The sequence below is a fragment of the Actinomadura rupiterrae genome (assembly GCF_024172125.1).
Taxonomy (GTDB): domain Bacteria; phylum Actinomycetota; class Actinomycetes; order Streptosporangiales; family Streptosporangiaceae; genus Spirillospora; species Spirillospora rupiterrae.
The window spans coordinates 340,589-359,752 of the sequence record NZ_JAMZEA010000004.1 but is presented as its reverse complement, the minus strand read 5'-3'; the positions used below and the strand labels follow the sequence as shown (position 1 = coordinate 359,752).

Below are 19,164 nucleotides of genomic sequence, written 5' to 3'. Positions count from 1 at the left end.
CCCCTCCTCGTTCCCTGAGCAGGAGCGTAAAGCCCGCCTCCGACAACCCGAGCTCTCTGCCGCGGACGCGCTGTCAGCTGCGCATGTAGTCGTCGGGGTAGAAGGCGTCGGTGTCCTCGTCGGGGTGGGTGGGGGCGTACTGCTGCACCCTGCCGTCTCGGAGCATCCAGAGCCGGAAGTAGCTCTGCTCCTGGTCCATGATGAACAGCTGCAGGGCGTTCGGGACGCGCCAGGCGGTGCCGCGGACGCGTTCTAGGAGCGCGCGCAGATCTGCGTGGTTCAGGGCTCCCGCGTACACCGTGCATTCGGGGGACTTCCAGCCTCCCCACGCCGAGTCCCCACCGGTCGTTTCGGACAAGAAGCCGCAGCCGCCGCTGGCCTTGTTCTGAAGCGGGGCGTCTGAGCGCAGCCACTCGCTCAGGGCCTCCACGTTCCGCCGATCGGCGGGATTGACCGACACCATCACGTTCGCCACCCAGCTCACCGGATCGATTATCCGGCACCTGGGTGGTCGTGGGCTGCGTGGGTGCATAGCGTTTGCCGGCAGCCTAGTGCAACGGCGGCCGGTGCGTGTTGTTGCGTTATTTGGCAGGCTGTTGCAATGATTTCTCTGTGTTGGGCTGCGGAAACACTTGTCGTACGCAACGAGTGTGTTGCGTGACTCTGGAAAGCAACGTAGCGTTTGCGTTGTCGGAAAGAGCGCGGCGGGTGCCGCGGAGGCAAGGAGAAGACGATGCGGAAGTTCGACACCGCCGCGCCGATCACCGCGGTCCTGGAGATCCCCGCCGGGCGGGTGCAGCTGATCGCCGCCGAGCGGCGGGACGCGACGGTCGAGGTCCGGCCGGCGGACGCGTCCAAGGGACGGGACGTCAAGGCCGCCGAGCAGACCACGGTGGAGTACCGGGACGGCGTCCTCCAGGTGCAGGGCCCGAGCGGCCGGCAGTACTTCGGGCCGTCCGGATCGGTCGAGGTGACGGTCATGCTGCCGGCCGGGTCCCGGGTCGAGGCGAAGACCGCCAGCGCCGAGTTCCGGGGTGTCGGACGGCTCGGGGACGTCAGCTACGAGAGCTCGCACGGCGAGGTCAAGGTGGACGAGGCCGCCAGCCTCCGGCTCACCACCGCCGCGGGCGACGTGCGGATCGGACGGCTCACCGGGCCCGCCGAGATCACCACCGCCAAGGGCGACATCAGCATCGCCGAGGCCGCGTCCGGGACGGTCGTGCTGCGCACGCAGGCCGGGGACGTGGAGGTCGGCGCGGCGGCCGGGGTCTCGGCCTCGCTGGACGCCAGCACCTCCCGCGGCCGGATCAGCAACGGCCTCAAGAACAACGGCACCGCCGGACTGGAGATCCACGCCACCACCGCCTTCGGCGACATCACCGCCCGCAGCCTGTGACCTGCTGAGATCTGAGGAGCCCCCCATGACGAACCTGGCAATCTCCGCGACCGGGCTGAAGAAGTCCTACCGCGACAAGCACGGCGAGAAGGTCGTGCTCGACGGAATCGACCTGTCCGTCCCGGAAGGGACGATCTTCTCCCTGCTCGGGCCGAACGGCGCGGGCAAGACCACCACCGTCCAGATCCTGTCCACGCTCATCGCGGCGGACGCCGGCACCGTCCAGGTCGCCGGGTTCGACCTGGCCCGCCAGGCGGACGACGTGCGCGGCGCGATCGGCGTCACCGGCCAGTACTCGGCCGTCGACAAGCTGCTCACAGGCGAGGAGAACCTGCTCCTCATGGCCGACCTCAAGCACCTGCCCCGCAAGGAGGGCAGGCGGAAGGCCGCCGAGCTGCTGGAGCGGTTCGACCTGGTCGAGGCGGCGCGCAAGCCCGCCAGCACCTACTCCGGCGGCATGCAGCGCCGGCTGGACCTGGCGATGACGCTGGTCGGCGACCCGCGGCTGATCTTCCTGGACGAGCCGAGCACCGGCCTCGACCCGCGCAGCCGGCGCGGCATGTGGCAGATCGTCCGGGAGCTGGTCGCGAGCGGCGTCACGATCTTCCTCACCACGCAGTACCTGGAGGAGGCCGACCAGCTCGCCGACAACATCGCCCTGCTCGACCACGGGCGGCTGATCGCCCAGGGCACCGCGGACGAGCTGAAGCGGCTCATCCCCGGCGGCCACGTGTCGCTGCGCTTCGGCGACGACGACGCCCTCAAGGAAGCGCTGGACGCGCTCGGCCGCGGCTTCGTCGACCCGTCCGACGACGACCGGCTCACCCTCCAGGTCCCGTCCGACGGCGGCGTCGCGTCCCTGCGCGAGCTGCTCGCCCGGCTGGACGCGGCGGGCATCGAGCCGGCCGACCTCAGCGTCCACACCCCCGACCTCGACGACGTGTTCCTCACCCTGACCGGCGACCAGCAGAAGGAGACCACTCGATGAGCACCCTCACCCTGGCCATGCGCGACAACTCCACGATGGTCCGCCGCCAGCTCAAGCGCCTGGTCCGCTACCCGGCCATGACCGTCCAGCTGGTCGTCACGCCCGTCATCATGCTGCTGCTGTTCGCCTACGTCTTCGGCGGCACCCTCGGCGCCGGTCTTGGCGGAAGCCGCAGCTCCTACATCAACTACGTCGTCCCCGGCGTCCTGCTCATGGCGGCCGCCACCGCCGCCACCGGAACCGCCGTCATGGTCGCCACCGACATGACCGAAGGGATCATCGCCCGGTTCCGGACGATGCGGATCTCCCGGGCCTCGGTCCTGACCGGCCACGTCGTCGCCAGCGTCATCCAGCAGCTGCTCAGCATCGCGGTCGTGATCCTCATCGCCCTCGCGATTGGGTTCCGGCCCAAGGCCGACGTGCTCGACTGGCTGGGCGCCGCCGGGATGCTCACCCTGTTCGTCGTCGCGATCACCTGGCTGACCGTCGCGCTCGGCCTGAAGTCCTCGACCCCCGAGGCCGCGGGCAACGCCCCGATGCCGCTGGTCTTCCTGCCCTTCCTCGGCAGCGGCTTCGTCCCGACCGACTCGATGCCGACCGTCCTGCGCTGGTTCGCCCAGTACCAGCCCTTCACCCCGATCATGCAGACCGTCCGCGGCCTCCTGCTCGGCACCCCGGTCGGCAACAACGCCGCGATCGCCGTCGCCTGGTGCGCCGGCATCACCCTCCTCTCCTACCTGTGGGCCAAGCGCACCTACAACAAGGCGTGACCCCGCGTCCTCGCCGAAACGGCGAGCCTCAACGAGTCCGCAAGCCTCGCCGAACCCGCGAGCATCACCGAGTCCGCGAGCATCACCGAATCCGCGAGCATCACCGAATCCGCGAGCATCACCGAATCCGCGAGCCGGCCCCTAACAAACCCGCCAAGAAGGCCCGAACGCCCAGCGCGTTCGGGCCTTCTGCTCGTTGCCTCCCGCGCTGGATTCTGTACCTATTAGTATGTACAGTCTCGTCCCGGGGATGAGGGAGGGCCTCATCGCGCGCGCTCGCCACCCGAATGCCCGGGCGGCGGCTGCGTCGCAACGTCCCCGCGACACCCAGGGAGCCGAAACCATGCGCATTTCCCCCGCTCCGCGTACCAGCGCGTCCGCCCCGTCCGAATGGATCACCGGGTACGCCCGCATCGAGAGCCTTGCCACGCCCCAAGGCCCGTCGCGGACGAAGGTGGACAGCGTCCGCTTCGCCCCCGGCGCCCGGACGCACTGGCACCGCCATCCGCTCGGTCAGGTGCTCGTGGTCACCGAGGGCACCGGCCTCGTCCAGCGCCGCGGCGGCGAGGTCGAGACCATCCGCGTAGGGGACACCGTCCGGATCGAGCCCGGCGAGTGGCACTGGCACGGCGCGACGCCCACCAGCGCGATGCGCCACCTCGCCGTCGAGGAACTCCCGGCGGACGGCCGGACCGCAGAACGCGCCGAACCCGTGTCCGACGCCGAGTACCACTCCGTCCAAAGCGGTGAGGACGAGGGTCAGGCGCCACCGCTCAGCCGCGTGATCGTCATGGACCAGAAGCTGCCGGAGGCGCTGGCCACCCACCGCGTCGAGATCCGGCGGATCACCATCGCGCCCGGCCACGCCGCGGGACTCCATGTCCACAACGGCCCGGTCTTCGGGAGCATCGAGACGGGCTCGGCGGTCTACCAGCTCGAAGGCGAACCCGAGACCGTCCTCGAACCCGGCGACGTCTTCTACGAGCCCGAAGGCGCGCGCGTCGCGCGCTTCGACGCGCAGGACGAAGGCGTCACCTTCCTCGGCTACTTCCTGCTGCCCGACGGCATGAACCCGGACATCACCTTCCCCGACGCGTGAAACCGCCACGGCAGCGACGTTCAGCGAGAGTTCAGCAGCCGCACACGGAATTTGGAGGCGACCAGTTCAGCGCGGCCCTGGCCGAATGCGGATCAGGGCCGGAGCGAACCTGACCGCTCCTGCTGACCGTGACACCGGTGCCGAGTCATGACCGAGGACCCTGTTCCTTTCCGGCCGGTCTGCCGGCATCAGTGCCCACGCGTTGGGCAAAGCGAAGGGAATCTCCCATGTCAGGTAAGCGGGCGATGGTCGCGGCGGTGGCCGCGGCGGTCCTCGGTGCCGGTCTGGCGGTTCACGCCGGAGTCGCGTCAGGGGCCGACAGCACCGACTTCCCCCACCGCGGCGACATCGTGAGCCTGCCCAAGGACCTGAAGGACCGGCTCATCGAGCAAGCGGGACGTCCGAGCACCTACCAGCCGATGCAGGCGTTCGCGGAGGCGACGAACGCGGACGGCAGCCCCAAGCCGAGCCAGCTCGTCCAGTACGCGCTGCTGGACACCAAGAACTTCCAGCCGAACCAGTTCACGAGCATCATCCCCGGCGTCAACGACGGTGTCCCGCCGACGGCGACCGGTCCCAACCACAACCAGCCCACGATCGGCGCGACGCGCGTGGTGGTCGAGCCCAAGCCGGGCCTGCCCACCGACCCGAACGACCCGGGCGCCTTCATCGACATGTTCACCGACATCTCGGGCCTGTTCGTCATCAACAACGAGTCGGGCTGGTACGAGGGCTGGATGATCCACGACGTGACCGTCCCGCAGGTCGCCGCGCCGCGCGCCGACAAGCACGCCGCCTTCGGCACCATCACCCAGGCGGACGCGGACGCGCTGAAGAAGCGCGGCACCGGCAACAACACCCCGGGACACGTCTTCTCGGTCGACGGCAACGCCCCGCACACCCCCGCCGCCACCGACCACTACCCGGACAAGGTATCCAACACCGTCCCGGTCCAGCTCTCGCTCGGTGCCTACAACGCCACGCAGCAGAGCGACCTGCACTCCTACTGGGAGTTCAACGAGTACACCGACTGGACGCCGCCGACCTACGAACTGCCCTTCACCGGCGGCCTCCCCGGCACTCCGCAGTTCGCCCAGAACAGCCCGTCGATCGTCCCCGGCTCGGGTCCCGCCGGCAAGAAGAACTCCCCGCAGAAGTTCGGGGACGTCCCCAACCTGCCGCGCGACCCCGACCGAATCCTGGACAACGACGCCTCGACACCCACCAACGACGACCACAAGGAGCAGCGCCTGCGCTTCCTGCCGTCCGGACTGTCCAACGAGGTCCTGCTCGACGCCTACGTCCGCCCGGCGTCCTTCGAGCCGTACAAGACCAACCTCTCCGAGCGCATCTTCGACGCCTACGCCCAGGAGGTCGCGCGGATCGACACCAACCACGACGGCGTCGTCCAGGCGACCGAGGCCGACGTCGAGGGCACCTCTGACGGCGGCCAGTCCAACGACCGCCTCTTCCTGCCCGCCCCCGCCTTCAACCGCATGGCCGTGACCCGCGAGATCAACGACGGCCTCCTCTCGCCCCGCTTCGCCCCCAGCCAGCGCGCCTGGGTCCTGAGCGGCGACTTCACCCTCCTCAAGCCCCCCTTCCCACCCGCCTCAACCGCCCAAGACGGCGACAACCGCTAACCCCTCAAACCCAGGGGCCATGCCCAACCAGGCATGGCCCCTGACCACGCGCCCAGACGCAGCCGAAACCAACGTCTCAGGTAGGTGGCCGCCGGGCAGTGAAATACCGGTTGGACCTTCTCAGGAAGACCAGCGCGATGAATGCGCCCATCGTGATCAGATCCAGCGCGCTTCGCGCGTAGTCCAGCACGACATACGAACCCGGGAACTCGAAGAACGGGGGCTTGTCCGCGGTCGTGAAGCCCTGGGTGTCACCCTGGATCAGCGCGATGAGGCTGGTCACGGCCCACAGGGAGGCGGCAACGGTCAGCGCGGTCCGCGCCCAGTTCCGGCCGCCGCGCATCATGAGGCCGAGCAGGAACCAGAGACCGCTCAGGAGCAGGTAGACGGCCGTGAAGAAGACGAACTGGACGAGCAGGAGCCCGTTCACCTTGTCATGGAGCTCGTACATCGACGCCTGCATGTCGCCGCCCGTCGTGCCGTACACGTCGTCCACGGCCCTCTTGACGACCATGAAGGCGGCCACGCTGAGCACGGTTGCCAGCGGCGGCACCACCACCGCTATCCAGAACGCGATCTCGACCGCGGCCGGTCGCCTGCCAGTGAAACCGTAAGAGCGCGGGGGCGAAGTCACGCGACAGAACTGTAGGCGTCCTCTTCCACTCGCCGCGCGAAAGCCGTACGAAAGTCGTTAAGAGACGGGCTTGACCAGCGGAGCGGCTCACGGGAATCGAACCCTCATGGGCGGCTTGGAAGATAGGCCGGGCTACCGGGGCCTTTGGCTGTTCGGGGAATGCGCGCAGAGACAGGGGAAGGGGTAGGGACGAGCCGGTGTGCGCCCGCGACTGGCGCTGGTGCCTGCTGTTGCCGTCGCCCGCCACCAGGAAGGTCGCGCAACCTGGCCATCTGGCTCCGATCGGTCGGCGAGCCGGCGGAGCACGTCGGCCGGACACTGCCCGGCGTGTTGCCTGATCCACCTGCGGGTGGTACTCTGATGGTAGTTGCAGTTGTGGTTCCCATGAGCTTATGTGCGCCTGCTGGTTCTCGCCTCAGGCGCATTTTTTTGTTTCCCCGGTAGTCAGTCCGTCCGGATGGGGTCATTACGGCGACGCGTGGCTCGCAGAGTGCGGGCTCCGTAAATGCCTTTCGGAAGGGACGAGTATGACCACCGGCACCGTGAAGTGGTTCAACGCGGAAAAGGGCTTCGGCTTCATCGAGCAGGACGGCGGCGGCAGCGACGTCTTCGCCCACTACTCCAACATCGCCGCCCAGGGCTTCCGCGAGCTCCAGGAGGGCCAGAAGGTCCAGTTCGACATCACGCAGGGCCAGAAGGGCCTGCAGGCGGAGAACATCGTTCCCGCCTGAGTGCCGAACAGTGCGGTGCCGGGCCCACACCTGGGCCCGGCACCCCGCCTGCCGGCAGGAAACGACCTTCCTGTCGTCTGATCCTTCAGGGGCATAGCCCTTCTATGGCGTTCTGCCATACGGCTCCCCCAAATACTTGGCTGCGGATTCTCGGCTGTACACAGCTCAGCCCAGAGCCCGTCCTTCAGCCGCCTTCCGCGATATCACGCGCCGCCCTTTTCGGCTTCGGCGTTGCTTCGCGGTTCACTTTGGTTCGTTCTTGCGATCGCTCCGGCCACGGGCTGCGGAGTCTTCCTCGAAACGTGCCACTTCAGGGAAGGCTCGCACATGACCCATGGCACCCGTCCGTCTCAACGTCGCTTCTCCCACTCGCCTACCAGGGCCTCGCGCCGACCGGCCGCCCGGCAGCAGAACGACTTCGCGCTTCCCGTCAGTTCCACGCCGCCACTGCCCCCGGCCGCGTCGTTCGCCGAGTTGGACATGCCGGCGGCCCTGCTGTCCACATTGACTCGACAGGGGATGGCCGAGCCGTTCGCCATCCAGGCCTCGACGCTTCCGGACGCGTTGAACGGCCGCGATGTCCTCGGCCGCGGACGTACCGGCTCGGGAAAGACCCTCGCCTTCGGCCTGGCGATGCTCGCCCGTAGCGCCGGTAAGCGCGCCGAGCCGCGTAAGCCGCTGGCCCTGGTACTCGTCCCGACTCGCGAACTGGCCGTGCAGGTCACCGACGCCCTCTTGCCCTACGCCCAGTCGCTCAGGCTTCGGTCGGCCACCGTCGTCGGCGGCGTATCGATCTCCCGGCAGGCCGCCGCCCTCCATCGCGGCGCGGAGATCCTGGTCGCCACTCCGGGACGCCTCACGGACCTGATCAACCGGGGCGCCTGCAGCCTGGAACACGTCAGCATCACCGTCCTGGACGAGGCGGACCAGATGGCCGACATGGGTTTCCTGCCGCAGGTCACCGCGTTGCTCGACCAGGTCGCCCCGGGCGGTCAGCGGATGCTGTTCTCCGCGACGCTGGATCGCAATGTCGACCGCCTGGTCCGGCGCTTCCTCACCGACCCGGTCGTTCACTCCGTCGATCCGTCGGCGGGAGCGGTGACCACCATGGAGCACCACCTGCTGCACGTCATGGAGGCGGACAAGCAGGATGCCGCCACGCACATCGCCGCCCGCGACGGCCGCGTCATCATGTTCGTCGACATGAAGCATGCCGCCGACCGGCTGGCCCGCAACCTCCTGAACAGCGGCGTACGCGCCGCGGCGCTGCACGGGGGCAAGTCGCAGCCGCAGCGCAACCGCACTCTGGAGCAGTTCCGCAACGGGGACGTCTCCGTCCTCGTCGCCACGAACGTGGCCGCGCGCGGCATCCATGTCGATGGTCTGGATCTGGTCGTCAACGTCGACCCGCCCAACGACCACAAGGACTACCTGCACCGAGGCGGCCGCACCGCACGCGCGGGCGAGTCCGGCACCGTGGTCACCCTGGTGCTGCCGAGGCAGCGCCGTGAGATGGACCGGTTGATGGTGACGGCCGGTATCACGCCGCACTCGACGCAGGTGCGGTCCGGTGATCCCGAACTCAACCGCATCACCGGTGCCCGACCGCCCTCCGGCGTCCCCGTCACCATCTCCGCTCCGGCCTCCGAAGGACGGCGTGACCGCAGAGCCGGACGTAACCGCCGTCCCGCACGAAACAGCCGCTCCCAGCGTTTCGCGACAACCGAGCGCGCCAGCAGATAGGCAACCGCTCGACGCCCGCGGCTCGTCGAGCCAAGCCGACGTCGAGAGCCGCGGGTGGACGGCAATGGGCCGGCCACCCCGAGGCTCAGCCGGTCGCCCATCCTTCTTGGGCGACCAGCTGCACCCTGAACTGGTCACCACGAGAGGCCGACTCAGAATCAGGCGAGGCCGACCGTCAGAGTCGCTTGGCTGCGTTCGCGACGGCTGCCCCGCCGTGATCGGCCCGCTGGAGCGTTCCCGCCATCCGAAGAGTTCCCCACCATGCTCCATGAGGCCGTCAGAAGGCCCTATAGCCGAGCACCTTCCCGTCTGGCCCGTTGCGTCGCGCCGCCCACGAGGCGCAAGGCGGACGGTCCTCGCTGGCGCGTCGCTGTCAAAAAGTAGGCCCCGAGACAACCGTCTCGGGGCCTTTCGACTGTTCAGAGAATGTCGGCAGGGCCGGGGTCAAACCGCCGACCTTCCGCTTTTCAGGTCACCCAGCCCGAACGCTGTACTGACCTGCAAAGACGCACGTTACCAACGAGCGAAAATCCGATAAGCGGATTGTGCTGTCACGGTGAGTCTACCCCCGCTCCCGCTGAGAACCTGCCCCGGCGATCCCGCGGCGCTCTTGCCGTAGCGGCGGAGCATCTGCGGGGACGTCCAGCCGTTCAGTTCCATCAGGTCGCCCTCCGCGCCGCCGCGGTCGAGCCAAGTGTGGGAGAAGTGGTGGCGGAACTTGTGGGGGTTGACGGGGACGCCGCACTCCGCGTCGCGGCGGGCGACCATCTGGTAGATGCCGTTCGCGGTCATGGGCGGGCGGTTGTTGACGCCCAGCCAGAGGGAGCGGTTTGAGGCGTAGGTGTGCTTGCTGCGGACGCGATGTAGCGGTCGGTTGCGCGGGCGGCATCGTGGCCGAAGCGGACGATGCGCTGCTTGTTACCTTTGCCGGTGAGGCCGGTCGAGCGGAAGAGCATCAGGATCGCGTAGTCGCGGCGCTGGACGAAGGTCTTGTCTTCGCAGTGCTTGAGGAGCTTGGCCATCGGGTTCGGCAGCTCTTCGTCTTCGGACCACCACTTGAAGAACTGCTGGAGGGCTCGGTACTGGTTGTTCGCGTAGCTGTCGGAGTAGGTCTCCAGGAGCCAGACCATCCAGGCTCGGACGTCCTCGGCGATGACCTGGTCCCAGTCTTTGTGGGTGGTCTTTTCGAGGAGGCGCGCGGCGAACCCGGCCTTGCTGGGCGCTGTGGTGCGAGCTGGCGGGAGAGGATCTCGATGGGTGAAGCTAACAACTCATGGCCACGGCTTGGTGCGGTTGAGCGATGTGGAGTGGCTTGAGTCGTCCGGGGTGTCGTGGCTTCGTTAGGCGGAAGGTCTTGGGGGGGGTTGGGCAAAGGACAGGCGGTCGGGGCTGTTGGCGGGGCTTGAGCATCTGCTGGTCAGGACGGCAGAAGGCCCGGACACAAGAGTATCCGGGCCTTCTGATCGTTCAGAGGATGTGGGCAGGGGCGGGGTCGAACCGCCGACCTTCCGCTTTTCAGGCGGACGCTCGTACCGACTGAGCTACCTACCCATGACGCGCGATCGGCGCGTCTTGCGGTCCTGACGGGATTTGAACCCGCGGCCTCCACCTTGACAGGGTGGCGAGCACTCCTAGCTGCTCCACAGGACCTTGCGTGCTCCGAGTCTAGCCGGTTCGGAGGTGTTCCGTGACCGGGGCTTTCGGGGCCCTCGCTCTCGGCGACAGGCATGAGCTTACGGGATGCCCGAGGTGAGTGCCAACTCGTTAAGCAGGGGGTTGGTTCGGGTGGGTTTGAACCTTTGAGGGGGGAGTGGCATCTGACGTTCTGGACTCTCGATGAGGAAGGCGGAACGGATGACGAGCATGCTGAGGCTGGGCGTCGTGGCCGGGGCGGTCGCGGTGGTCGCCACGGGGATGGCTGCTCCGGCCATGGCGGACGAGGGGGCGTCCGTGTGCGGCGGGAAGTCCCAGAAGGTGATGGAGCTCAAGCGGGGGAGCGTCCACGGGGCCAGGCTGACGGGGCGGTACGCCAAGTGGCACACGTCCAAGGAGGCCGAGGGGTACTACGCGCCTTACGGGAAGGCGCACAGCAAGGTGCTGTCGTCGCACGCGGTGGTGTGCCTGGTGTCGCAGAAGGGCGGACGGATCTCGATTCGGCCGGCCAGCCGGGCGCAACTGCAGGCCGTGGTGAACAAGCCCTGGACGTGGCGGTACTTCGGGGTGAGCTTCAACAGGTACGGGCACGTGAACAAGATCGTCCAGCAGTATCACCCGTGATGTGACAGGGCGCGGCGTTCCACGGCGAGGAACGCCGCGTTCAGGGTGAGGCCCAGGACGCCCAGCAGGACGATGCAGGCCCAGACGCCGGGGATGTCGGTGGTGCTCTGGGCCAGCATCTGCAGGTAGCCGATGCCGTTGACGCTGCCGACGAGCTCCGAGATCACCATGAGGATCAGGGCCGTGGAGAGGCTGAGCCGGAGGCCGGCGAAGATCTTCGGGGCGGCGGCCGGGAGCAGGACGCGGAACAGGCGGGTGGCCGGGGGCAGGCGGAAGGCCCGGGCGGTTTCGAGCTGGAGGGGGTCGACGTTCCTCGCGCCGTCCAGGGTGTTCAGCAGGACGGGCCAGATGACGCCGAAGACGATCGTGGCCAGCTGCATGCTGGTGCCGATCTTGAACGTGGCGAGGAAGACGGGGGCGAGCGCGGGGGGCGGGATCGCTCGGAAGAAATGGATGAGGGGGGCCAGGTGGTCGGCTACCAGGGGGATGCGGCCGGCCATGAGGCCGATGGCGATGCCGAGCAGGCAGGCCAGGGCCCAGCCGGTCAGCAGGCGGGTGAGGCTCGGGAAGATGTTGTCCGTTGCCTGGGTGGTCAGGAACAGGTGGGACGGCGAGCCTGAGAACCAGTCCTTGTGCATTCGGGCGAGGATCTTGGTCGGGGGCGGGAAGAACGGGTCGTTCGCGCGGCGGGTCGCCACTTCCCAGAGGGCGACGGCGAGCGGGAGGGATGCCAGGCGGGCCAGGAAGTAGATCACCGGGACGTCCTCCAGCGGAACAGGCGGCGTTCCAGGAGGGCCAGGGCGCCGTTGCCCAGCAGGCCGAGGACGCCGGCCCACAGCGCGGCGGCGAGCATCGGCTCCAGGCGGGCGGAGCTTCCGGCGGTGTTGATGAACGTGCCGATCCCCGCCGAGCCGCTCGCGAACAGCTCGGCGCTGATCGTGGCGATCAGGGCGATGCCCGCCGACATCCGGACGCCGGTGGCGATGAACGGGGCGGTCGAGGGGAGCGAGACGCGCAGGAGGACGGCCAGGGGCCCGAAGCCGAAGGAGCGGAGCGCGTCCTGGGCCACCGGGTCGACCTCGCGCAGGCCGTAGACGGTGTTGATCAGCACCGGCCAGCAGGACGCGTAGACCGCGATCGTCGTCTTCATGTCCAGCGCGTCCGGGAACAGCAGCATGGCGAGCGGGATGATCGCCACCGCCGGGATCGGGCGCAGGAACTCCAGCACCGGCCGGACGACCGCCTCCACGCGCGGCAGCGAGCCGAACAGCAGGCCGAGCGGGACGGCGAGCGCGACCGCCTCGGCCAGGCCGAGGAGCCAGGCGGTGACGGTGGCGCGGACGTCGGCGAGGAACGCCGCGTCCCCGGCGAGGCGGACGGCCTCCAGCAGGACGGACGAGATCGGCGGCAGGACGGACCGGTCCACCAGGCCCGTCCTGGACGCCAGCTCGGCCAGGACGAGGAACGCGGCGACGCCCTGCGCGCCGCGTCGAGTCCGGGTCAGCGCGATCCGTCCGGGCGCCGCCGCCGGACGGGCGGCCACCGGACCGGCCGCCTGACGGGCCGCCGCGCCCAGCGGCGCGTCCGCCTCCGCGTTCGCCGTGGCGGTCACTTCGGCGGGGCCACGATCATCTTCCGGACGTCGGGGGCGTTCTGGAGGTAGCCGTACTCCTTCATGAGCGCGGCGACCTTCTGCAGCTTCGCGGCGTCCAGGTCGGGCGGGTAGGCGCCGAGCGAGATCTTCCCGGCGGTGGCGGCCGGGATCTGGGTGTAGGTCGGGATCACCCGGGTGACCTCGTCGCGGTCGGCGGCGACCTTCAGGGCCTTGGCGATGGCGCGCTGGAAGGCGGCGACCGTCTTGGGATTCCTCTCGGCGAACTTGGCGGTGCCGCCCCACCCGGAGATCGGGAACTCCTCGGTCGGGCCGGTGACCAGGTCGGCGAGCAGGTGGCCGCCCTGCGCGGCCTGGATGTCGGTGACGAACGGCTCGACCGCCGCGACCGCGTCGACCGTCCCCTGCTTGAGGGCGGCGCCCATGTTCGGCAGCGGGACGGGGACGACCGTGACGTCCTTGGCGGGGTCGAGGCCCGCGCTCTTCAGCTGGACGGCCAGGAGCAGGTCGGTGATGCTCTTCAGCGCCGGGACGGCGACCTTGCGGCCCTTCAGCCCGGCGAGGCCGCGGACGTCGGAGTCCTTGCCGGTGAGCAGCGCGAACGAGCCGTTGGCGCCCTGGTAGGAGTCGGCGACCAGGCGGAACGAGACGGCGCCCTTGTCCTGCGCGGTGAAGGTGGAGACGTAGTTCAGCAGGGCGAGGTCCATCGAGCCGTTGAGGAGCAGCGGTGTGGCCTCGGGGGACGCCTTGATGGGACGGGTCCGGACGGTCAGGCCCTCGTCCTTGAAGAAGCCCTTCTGCTGGGCGATGGCGAGGGGCGCGGAGTCGGGGACGGGCACGACGCCCACGTTCAGGACGGGCTTTTCGAGCCCTTTCGGGTTGCCCGCGCCGGACGCGGACCCGCAGGCGGACAGGGCGAGGCAGGCGGCGGCCGCCGCGAGCCCGAGCAGTGAGCGCTTCATGGGGGGATTCCTCGTCGGGGGGAGCTACGAAGAGGCGTCAGCGTACTGAAGATCATCTCTCCCGGCGGGCGAGCGCTGAAACGTCCGACGCAACTCCGACCGAAACCCCCGCGAATCGGCTTCCGAAACATGCGCAACGGGTGTGGCACGGGTGATGGAGGCCGAATCGGGGCAGGATAGGGCGACACCAGGTAACGGGCCGGTAGCGGTCGGATACCGGGTTTGGTGCGAAGTGTGGCGCTAAAAGCATGATGTTCGCTTTTGTAGCCTCTTGCACCTGCCCCCGTGGCGGCGCGCGGCTCCCACCGGGCGCGTCCGAGACGAGAAAGGCGGCTCATGGCTGAATCCACTGGGTCCACCCCTGCCGAGGGGTATCAGAGAGGGCTCGGCACCCGGCAGATCCAGATGCTCGCGATCGGCGGCACGATCGGCACGGGCCTGTTCCTCGGCGCGGGCAAGAACATCGCCAAGGCGGGGCCGGGTCTGATCGTGACCTACCTGGTCGCCGGGCTGATGCTGTTCTTCGTCGTCCGCGCGCTCGGCGAGCTGCTCATGTACCGCCGGGCGGAGGGCGGCTTCGCCGGGTACGCGCGCGAGTTCCTCGGCCCGTTCTGGGGCTACGCCACCACCTGGACGTACTGGATCATCTGGGTCACCACCGGCATGGCCGAGCTGACCGCCGCCGGGAAGTACATCCAGAAGTGGTTCCCGCACTTCGCGCAGTGGAAGACCGCGCTGATCGCGCTGATCATCCTGTTCGTGGTGAACCTGATCTCGGTGAAGCTCTTCGGCGAGCTGGAGTTCTGGTTCGCGATGATCAAGGTGGTCGCGATCGTGGCGATGATCGCGATCGGCGTCGCGGTGGTCGCGTTCGGGTTCGGCGACGCGGGCAAGGACGCCGCGGTGAGCAACCTGTGGTCGCACGGCGGGTTCTTCCCCGAGGGCGGCACACCGGTGATCATGACCTTGCAGATGGTGCTGTTCGCCTACCTCGGCGTCGAGCTGGTCGGCGTGACGGCCGCCGAGGCCAAGGACCCGGAGAAGAACATCCCGCGCGCGATCAACGCGCTGCCGGTCCGGTTCGCGCTGTTCTACATCGGCTCGCTGCTGGTCATCCTGTCGGTCGTGCCGTGGACGGCGTTCCAGCCCGACTCCAGCCCGTTCGTGCTCGCCTTCGACAGGATCGGCATCGCGCACGGCGGCGACATCGTCAACTTCGTCGTGCTGACCTCGGCGCTGTCGTCCTGCAACGCGGGCGGGCTGTACTCCACGTCCCGGATGCTGCGGACGGCCGGCGTGAACGGCGACGGCCCGGCGATCCTCAGCCGGCTGAACGGGCGCGGCGTGCCGGTGCTGACCGTCGTCATCTCCGCGCTGGTCATGTGCGTCGGCGTGGTCGTGAACGCGGTCGCGCCGGGCAAGGCGTTCGACTACATCACCTCGGTCTCGACCGGCGGCGCGCTGCTCGTCTGGGCCGTCATCGTCGTGTCGCACCTGGTGTACCGGCGGCGCGTCGCGCGCGGCGAGCTGCCCGGGTCGTCCTACCGGATGCCGGGCGCGCCCTACACCAGCTACCTGGTGCTGGCGTTCTTCGCGTTCGTGGTCGTCACGATCGCGTGGGAGTCCGACACCCGCGTCGCGCTCTGGGTGATGCTCGGCTGGGCCGCGATCATGCTGGTCGGCTGGCCGTTCGTGCGCCGCTCCTCGGTGCGCCGCGCCGCGGCCGCCGCCGAAGAGGCCCCCGCCACCGTCTGACCCCGCCCAGCTTGGACGCGCCCCCCGCGTCCGGACGCGCCACCCCGCGCCCGGTCCGTCGTTTCCGCGACGGGCCGGGCGCGCTGCTGTGAAGTGCGTGTGAACGTGGTCATAGCCGGGCGAGTTGGGCTGGGCCGCCGGTCCTTGCCGATCTATCGTGGTCCCACCCGACGGGGGAGGGACCGGTGACCGGCAGGACCGTGGGGCGCGGCCTCGCCGCGCGGCTCGACCTGATCCCCGTCGTGCCCCGGACGATGCTGGAGCTGCGCGTCCGCTGGGTGCTGCTGGTCGTGGTCGCGACCGCGAACGCGGGCGGCGCGCTGGTGGTGCTGCTGTTCGCGACGTTCGTGATCCCGGACCCGCCGATCCACGACATCCAGCACGTCCGGATCGTGAACACGGTCGCGTTCTTCAGCTACCCGGCGTTCGCCGGGCCGATCGCGATGGTCACCGGCCTGTACCTGTGGCGGCCGGTGATCAGGCTGGCCCGCGAGGGCGGCGTACCGGACAAGGCGCAGCGCCGCGCCGTGCTGCTCGGGCCGCTCCGGCTGACCGTCCTCGTCGGGATGCTGTGGACGGTCGGCGCGATCGGCTGGGCCGCCCTGGACGCGGCGATGTTCAACGAGCGGATGGCGACCAAGGTCGGCTCCACCTGCCTGCTCGGCGCGATCACCACGTGCACGCTGGTCTACCTGCTGTCGGAGCGGCTGCTGCGGCCCGCCGCCGCGCTCGTGCTGAAGAGCCGTCCGCGCCGCGACATCCGGCTGCCGGGCGTGACGACGCGGGTCATGCTCGCCTGGGCGCTCGGCACCGCCGTGCCGGTGTTCGGGCTGGTCTGCGTGGCGGTCGCGGCGCTGGTCACCCCCGGCATCCGGACGACGCAGCTCGCGCTGACGATCCTGGCGCTCGGCGCGACCGCGATCGGCGTCGGGACGGGCGTGACGTACATGGCCGTCCGCGCGATCGCCGACCCGATCAAGGCGGTCCGCGGCGGGATGACCCGGATCGCGCTCGGCGACCTGTCCGCCGAGGTGCAGGTGTACGACGCGAGCGAGGTCGGGCAGCTCCAGGCCGGGTTCAACGACATGGTCGCCGGGCTGCGCGAGCACGAGCGGCTGCGCGACCTGTTCGGACGGCACGTCGGCGAGGAGGTCGCGGGCCTGGCGTTCGAGCACGACATCGAGCTCGGCGGCGAGACCCGGGACGTCGCGGTGCTGTTCGTGGACCTCGCCGGCTCCACCCGGCTCGCCGAGACCCGCGCCCCGGACCAGGTCGTCGAGCTGCTCAACGCGTTCTTCGACGTGGTGGTGCGGGTGGTCGCCGCGCACGCGGGCTGGATCAACAAGTTCGAGGGGGACGCCGCGCTGGCGATCTTCGGCGCGCCGTCCGGGCTGGACGACGCCGCCGGGGCCGCCCTCGGCGCCGCCCGCGAGCTGGGCCGGCGGCTCCGCGACGAGGTGCCGGACGTCGTGGCGGGGATCGGTGTCTCGGCCGGTCCGGTCGTCGCCGGGTACATCGGCGCCGAGCAGCGCTTCGAGTACACCGTGATCGGCGACCCGGTGAACGAGGCCGCGCGGCTCAGCGACCTCGCCAAGACCCGGGAGGAGCGCGTCCTGGCGTCCGGGACGGTCGTCGAGCGCGCCGCCGAGACCGAGGCCGCGCAGTGGCGCTACGGCCGGACGGTCACCCTCCGCGGACGCAGCCGGACGACCCGGCTCGCGGTCCCGTGCCCGCCCGTCCAGGCGGCCGAGGCCATCGAGGTCGAGGCCGCCGACGCCGACGAGCGCGACTCGCGCCGGTTCCCGAGGCTGCCGCGGCCGCGCGTCCCGATCCGCCGCCGCCCGGTCGAAGGCGAGCCCGACGCCGCCGGCTGACCGTCTCCGGCTGACCGTCTCCGGCTGACCGCCCCCGGCCATCGGCCTGCGGTCGCCGTCCGAGCGCACCCCGGACGCTTCGTCGGGGCGATGACCGATTGTTTGCGCGGACTTGTCGGCGCGGGACCGCTCCCGTGACCGAAGCTGGACACGTGGAGTGATTACCTCCCCACGGGGGGTCGGTTGACCAGACTGCGGACTTTGCCGATACGCGTGCGCTTGCCGTTGGTCGCCGGGAGTGTGGCGGCGCTGGCCTGCGCGATCGTCGGCGTGCTCGTGGTGACCGGGGTGCGCGGCCGGGTGGACGACTACGACCGGGAGCAGACCACCACCGCCGCGCTGTCCATCGTCCAGATGATCAAACGGGACCGGCTGCCCGGGCAGCTGCCCGTCGTGGACGGCATCGAGGCCGCGCAGGTGCTGGACGCGCACGACCGGGTGGTGTCGGCGACGCCGGGCCTGATCGGGCGGCCCGCGATCGCCTCGTTCGAACCGGACGAGGACATCGTCAGCGCGTCCCGGGTGCTGTGCCCGCCGTCCGGCCTGCACGGCTGCATGGACGTGATCGCGTTCCGGGTGTTCCAGCCGGACGGCGACTGGACGGTCTACGCCGCCGACGAGACGAGCCCCTGGTACGTCAACGGCTCGCTGGTGCTGTTCCTGGTCGCGACGGCCCTGCTGGTGGTGGTCCTTACCGTGCTGCTCACCCGGCGGACCGTGGACCGCACGCTCGCGCCGGTCAACGCGATCCGCTCCGAGCTGGCCGAGATCACCGCGACCGAGTCCGGGCGCCGGGTGCCGGTGCCTCCCGTCCACGACGAGATCCGGCACCTCGCCGAGACCGCCAACGCCACGCTGGACCGGCTGGACGCCGCGCTGGAGCGGCAGCGCCGGTTCACCTCCGACGCGTCCCACGACCTGCGCAGCCCGATCACCGGCGCGCGCACCCAGATCGAGGAGGCCCTGCTGTACCCCGACCAGGCCGACTGGCCGCGCGTCGCGCAGGACGTGCTGGTCTCGCTGGACCGGCTGCACGCGATCGTTGCCGACCTGCTCGCCCTCGCCCGGCTGGACTCCGCGGCCTCCGCGGGCGAGGAGGAGGTGGACCTCGGCCGGCTCGTCTCGTCCGAGCTGGCGAACGCCGTCCAGGAGGCCCGCACGCTGGTGGACCTGGACGAGGGCGTGGTGGTGCGCGGCGACCGGCTCCAGCTCGCGCGGCTGCTGACGAACCTGCTCACCAACGCCGAGCGGCACGCGGTGTCCCGGATCTCGGTGACGGTCGGGACCGACGGGGACGACGCGCTGCTGACCGTCGCCGACGACGGCGCGGGCATCCCGCCGGGCGACCGGGACGCGGTCTTCCAGCGGTTCGTCCGGCTGCGCGAGAGCCGCGAGCGCGACCCGGCGGGCACCGGCCTCGGCCTCCCGATCGCCCGCGAGATCGCGCGCGCCCACGGCGGCACCCTCACGATCGCCGACTCCGACGAAGGCGCCTGCTTCGTCCTCCGCCTCCCCCGGACCCGCCCGGCCCGCTCCTGACGTTCCGGTCCGCCGTATATGCCTCTCGTGGACGCCTCCGGGCGCTCGGGTGTCCTGTGCCGCGTGGTCCCCGCGCGGCGGGGGCGCGCGGGGTGTTTCCGCGAACCGGCCGGCGTGCTCCCGTGCCGCCGTCCGGCGGGG

At 69.9% G+C, this 19,164-nt stretch carries 18 protein-coding genes and 2 tRNA genes; 11 read left to right on the top strand and 9 right to left on the bottom strand.

Annotation, left to right across the window (positions count from 1 at the left end):
* Nucleotides 1–73 precede the first annotated feature (73 nt).
* Complete coding sequence (locus FHU30_RS14655) at nucleotides 74–484, bottom strand: hypothetical protein (RefSeq protein WP_253876080.1); 411 nt, start codon at nucleotides 482–484, stop codon at nucleotides 74–76.
* Nucleotides 485–733: 249 nt separating this feature from the next.
* Here FHU30_RS14655 and FHU30_RS14650 point away from each other — a divergent pair, with 249 nt between their 5' ends.
* The 5 genes from FHU30_RS14650 to FHU30_RS14630 all read left to right on the top strand — a co-directional run bounded on the left by FHU30_RS14650 (nucleotide 734) and on the right by FHU30_RS14630 (nucleotide 5,896).
* The gene (locus tag FHU30_RS14650) at nucleotides 734–1,396 is read left to right on the top strand and encodes a DUF4097 family beta strand repeat-containing protein (protein WP_253876078.1); all 663 of its coding nucleotides are present in this window, start codon (nucleotides 734–736) and stop codon (nucleotides 1,394–1,396) included.
* Between the two features lie 25 nt (nucleotides 1,397–1,421).
* Nucleotides 1,422–2,384, top strand: coding sequence for an ATP-binding cassette domain-containing protein (locus FHU30_RS14645; RefSeq protein WP_253876075.1), 963 nt, complete (start codon nucleotides 1,422–1,424; stop codon nucleotides 2,382–2,384).
* Nucleotides 2,381–3,154: an ABC transporter permease gene (locus FHU30_RS14640; protein WP_253876072.1), complete on the top strand. Its 774-nt coding sequence runs from the start codon at nucleotides 2,381–2,383 to the stop codon at nucleotides 3,152–3,154. The genes FHU30_RS14645 and FHU30_RS14640 overlap by 4 nt, the downstream gene beginning before the upstream one ends.
* 343 nt (nucleotides 3,155–3,497) lie before the next feature.
* Nucleotides 3,498–4,253 (top strand): (R)-mandelonitrile lyase, encoded by a 756-nt coding sequence (locus FHU30_RS14635; RefSeq protein ID WP_253876069.1) that lies wholly within the window; start codon nucleotides 3,498–3,500, stop codon nucleotides 4,251–4,253.
* A gap of 227 nt (nucleotides 4,254–4,480) precedes the next feature.
* The gene (locus tag FHU30_RS14630) at nucleotides 4,481–5,896 is read left to right on the top strand and encodes a hypothetical protein (RefSeq protein ID WP_253876066.1); all 1,416 of its coding nucleotides are present in this window, start codon (nucleotides 4,481–4,483) and stop codon (nucleotides 5,894–5,896) included.
* Between the two features lie 76 nt (nucleotides 5,897–5,972).
* On the opposite strand, the gene FHU30_RS14625 is transcribed toward FHU30_RS14630, so the two are convergent.
* Entirely contained in the window at nucleotides 5,973–6,530 is a 558-nt protein-coding gene (locus FHU30_RS14625) for a hypothetical protein (protein ID WP_253876064.1), read from the bottom strand.
* Between the two features lie 527 nt (nucleotides 6,531–7,057).
* Between FHU30_RS14625 and FHU30_RS14620 the strand changes: the two genes are divergently transcribed.
* On the top strand, nucleotides 7,058–7,261 hold the full coding sequence (locus tag FHU30_RS14620) for a cold-shock protein (protein ID WP_089315009.1): 204 nt from the start codon (nucleotides 7,058–7,060) through the stop codon (nucleotides 7,259–7,261).
* Between the two features lie 327 nt (nucleotides 7,262–7,588).
* Nucleotides 7,589–9,004 carry a DEAD/DEAH box helicase gene (locus FHU30_RS14615; RefSeq protein ID WP_253876061.1) on the top strand — a complete coding sequence of 472 codons (1,416 nt, stop codon included), beginning with the start codon at nucleotides 7,589–7,591 and terminating at the stop codon, nucleotides 9,002–9,004.
* Nucleotides 9,005–9,517: 513 nt separating this feature from the next.
* Here FHU30_RS14615 and FHU30_RS14610 read toward each other — a convergent pair.
* The 4 genes from FHU30_RS14610 to FHU30_RS14595 form a co-directional block, all read right to left on the bottom strand.
* Entirely contained in the window at nucleotides 9,518–9,820 is a 303-nt protein-coding gene (locus FHU30_RS14610; protein WP_372503902.1) for a site-specific integrase, read from the bottom strand.
* Nucleotides 9,793–10,134: a site-specific integrase gene (locus tag FHU30_RS14605; RefSeq protein ID WP_253876055.1), complete on the bottom strand. Its 342-nt coding sequence runs from the start codon at nucleotides 10,132–10,134 to the stop codon at nucleotides 9,793–9,795. Before FHU30_RS14605 ends, FHU30_RS14610 begins: the two co-directional genes overlap by 28 nt.
* Nucleotides 10,135–10,481: 347 nt before the next feature.
* Nucleotides 10,482–10,555: transfer RNA gene (locus FHU30_RS14600), tRNA-Phe, on the bottom strand.
* Between the two features lie 24 nt (nucleotides 10,556–10,579).
* Nucleotides 10,580–10,654 (bottom strand) — tRNA-Asp (locus tag FHU30_RS14595).
* A gap of 204 nt (nucleotides 10,655–10,858) precedes the next feature.
* On the opposite strand from FHU30_RS14595, the gene FHU30_RS14590 reads away from it, so the two are divergent.
* Nucleotides 10,859–11,281, top strand: a complete 423-nt coding sequence (locus FHU30_RS14590) for a hypothetical protein (protein ID WP_253876052.1) — start codon at nucleotides 10,859–10,861, stop codon at nucleotides 11,279–11,281.
* Here the strand turns inward: FHU30_RS14590 and FHU30_RS14585 are convergent.
* From FHU30_RS14585 to FHU30_RS14575, 3 genes are read right to left on the bottom strand one after another with little or no spacing between them, the layout of a single operon-like run.
* A complete protein-coding gene (locus FHU30_RS14585) occupies nucleotides 11,272–12,036 on the bottom strand; it encodes an ABC transporter permease (protein ID WP_253876049.1) in 765 nt (254 codons plus the stop codon). The two genes, FHU30_RS14590 and FHU30_RS14585, sit on opposite strands and share 10 nt — an antisense overlap.
* Complete coding sequence (locus FHU30_RS14580; protein ID WP_253876047.1) at nucleotides 12,033–12,893, bottom strand: ABC transporter permease; 861 nt, start codon at nucleotides 12,891–12,893, stop codon at nucleotides 12,033–12,035. Before FHU30_RS14580 ends, FHU30_RS14585 begins: the two co-directional genes overlap by 4 nt.
* Nucleotides 12,890–13,855 carry an ABC transporter substrate-binding protein gene (locus FHU30_RS14575; RefSeq protein WP_253876046.1) on the bottom strand — a complete coding sequence of 322 codons (966 nt, stop codon included), beginning with the start codon at nucleotides 13,853–13,855 and terminating at the stop codon, nucleotides 12,890–12,892. Before FHU30_RS14575 ends, FHU30_RS14580 begins: the two co-directional genes overlap by 4 nt.
* 336 nt (nucleotides 13,856–14,191) lie before the next feature.
* Between FHU30_RS14575 and FHU30_RS14570 the strand changes: the two genes are divergently transcribed.
* From FHU30_RS14570 to FHU30_RS14560, 3 genes are all read left to right on the top strand, one after another.
* Nucleotides 14,192–15,610, top strand: a complete 1,419-nt coding sequence (locus FHU30_RS14570) for an amino acid permease (protein WP_253876042.1) — start codon at nucleotides 14,192–14,194, stop codon at nucleotides 15,608–15,610.
* Between the two features lie 185 nt (nucleotides 15,611–15,795).
* Nucleotides 15,796–17,484: an adenylate/guanylate cyclase domain-containing protein gene (locus FHU30_RS14565; protein ID WP_253876040.1), complete on the top strand. Its 1,689-nt coding sequence runs from the start codon at nucleotides 15,796–15,798 to the stop codon at nucleotides 17,482–17,484.
* A 213-nt stretch (nucleotides 17,485–17,697) separates the two neighbouring features.
* Nucleotides 17,698–19,023 (top strand): sensor histidine kinase, encoded by a 1,326-nt coding sequence (locus FHU30_RS14560; protein WP_253876036.1) that lies wholly within the window; start codon nucleotides 17,698–17,700, stop codon nucleotides 19,021–19,023.
* The last annotated feature ends 141 nt before the right edge of the window (nucleotides 19,024–19,164 follow it).

Bases quoted from the DNA above. Each gene is read 5' to 3' on its own strand.
- FHU30_RS14590 (WP_253876052.1), top strand. From the start codon at position 10,859: ATGACGAGCATGCTGAGGCTGGGCGTCGTGGCCGGGGCGGTCGCGGTG.
- FHU30_RS14570 (WP_253876042.1), top strand. From the start codon at position 14,192: ATGGCTGAATCCACTGGGTCCACCCCTGCCGAGGGGTATCAGAGAGGG.
- FHU30_RS14630 (WP_253876066.1), top strand. From the start codon at position 4,481: ATGTCAGGTAAGCGGGCGATGGTCGCGGCGGTGGCCGCGGCGGTCCTC.
- FHU30_RS14640 (WP_253876072.1), top strand. From the start codon at position 2,381: ATGAGCACCCTCACCCTGGCCATGCGCGACAACTCCACGATGGTCCGC.
- FHU30_RS14635 (WP_253876069.1), top strand. From the start codon at position 3,498: ATGCGCATTTCCCCCGCTCCGCGTACCAGCGCGTCCGCCCCGTCCGAA.
- FHU30_RS14620 (WP_089315009.1), top strand. From the start codon at position 7,058: ATGACCACCGGCACCGTGAAGTGGTTCAACGCGGAAAAGGGCTTCGGC.
- FHU30_RS14650 (WP_253876078.1), top strand. From the start codon at position 734: ATGCGGAAGTTCGACACCGCCGCGCCGATCACCGCGGTCCTGGAGATC.
- FHU30_RS14605 (WP_253876055.1), bottom strand. From the start codon at position 10,134: ATGGTCTGGCTCCTGGAGACCTACTCCGACAGCTACGCGAACAACCAG.
- FHU30_RS14645 (WP_253876075.1), top strand. From the start codon at position 1,422: ATGACGAACCTGGCAATCTCCGCGACCGGGCTGAAGAAGTCCTACCGC.
- FHU30_RS14615 (WP_253876061.1), top strand. From the start codon at position 7,589: ATGACCCATGGCACCCGTCCGTCTCAACGTCGCTTCTCCCACTCGCCT.
- FHU30_RS14575 (WP_253876046.1), bottom strand. From the start codon at position 13,855: ATGAAGCGCTCACTGCTCGGGCTCGCGGCGGCCGCCGCCTGCCTCGCC.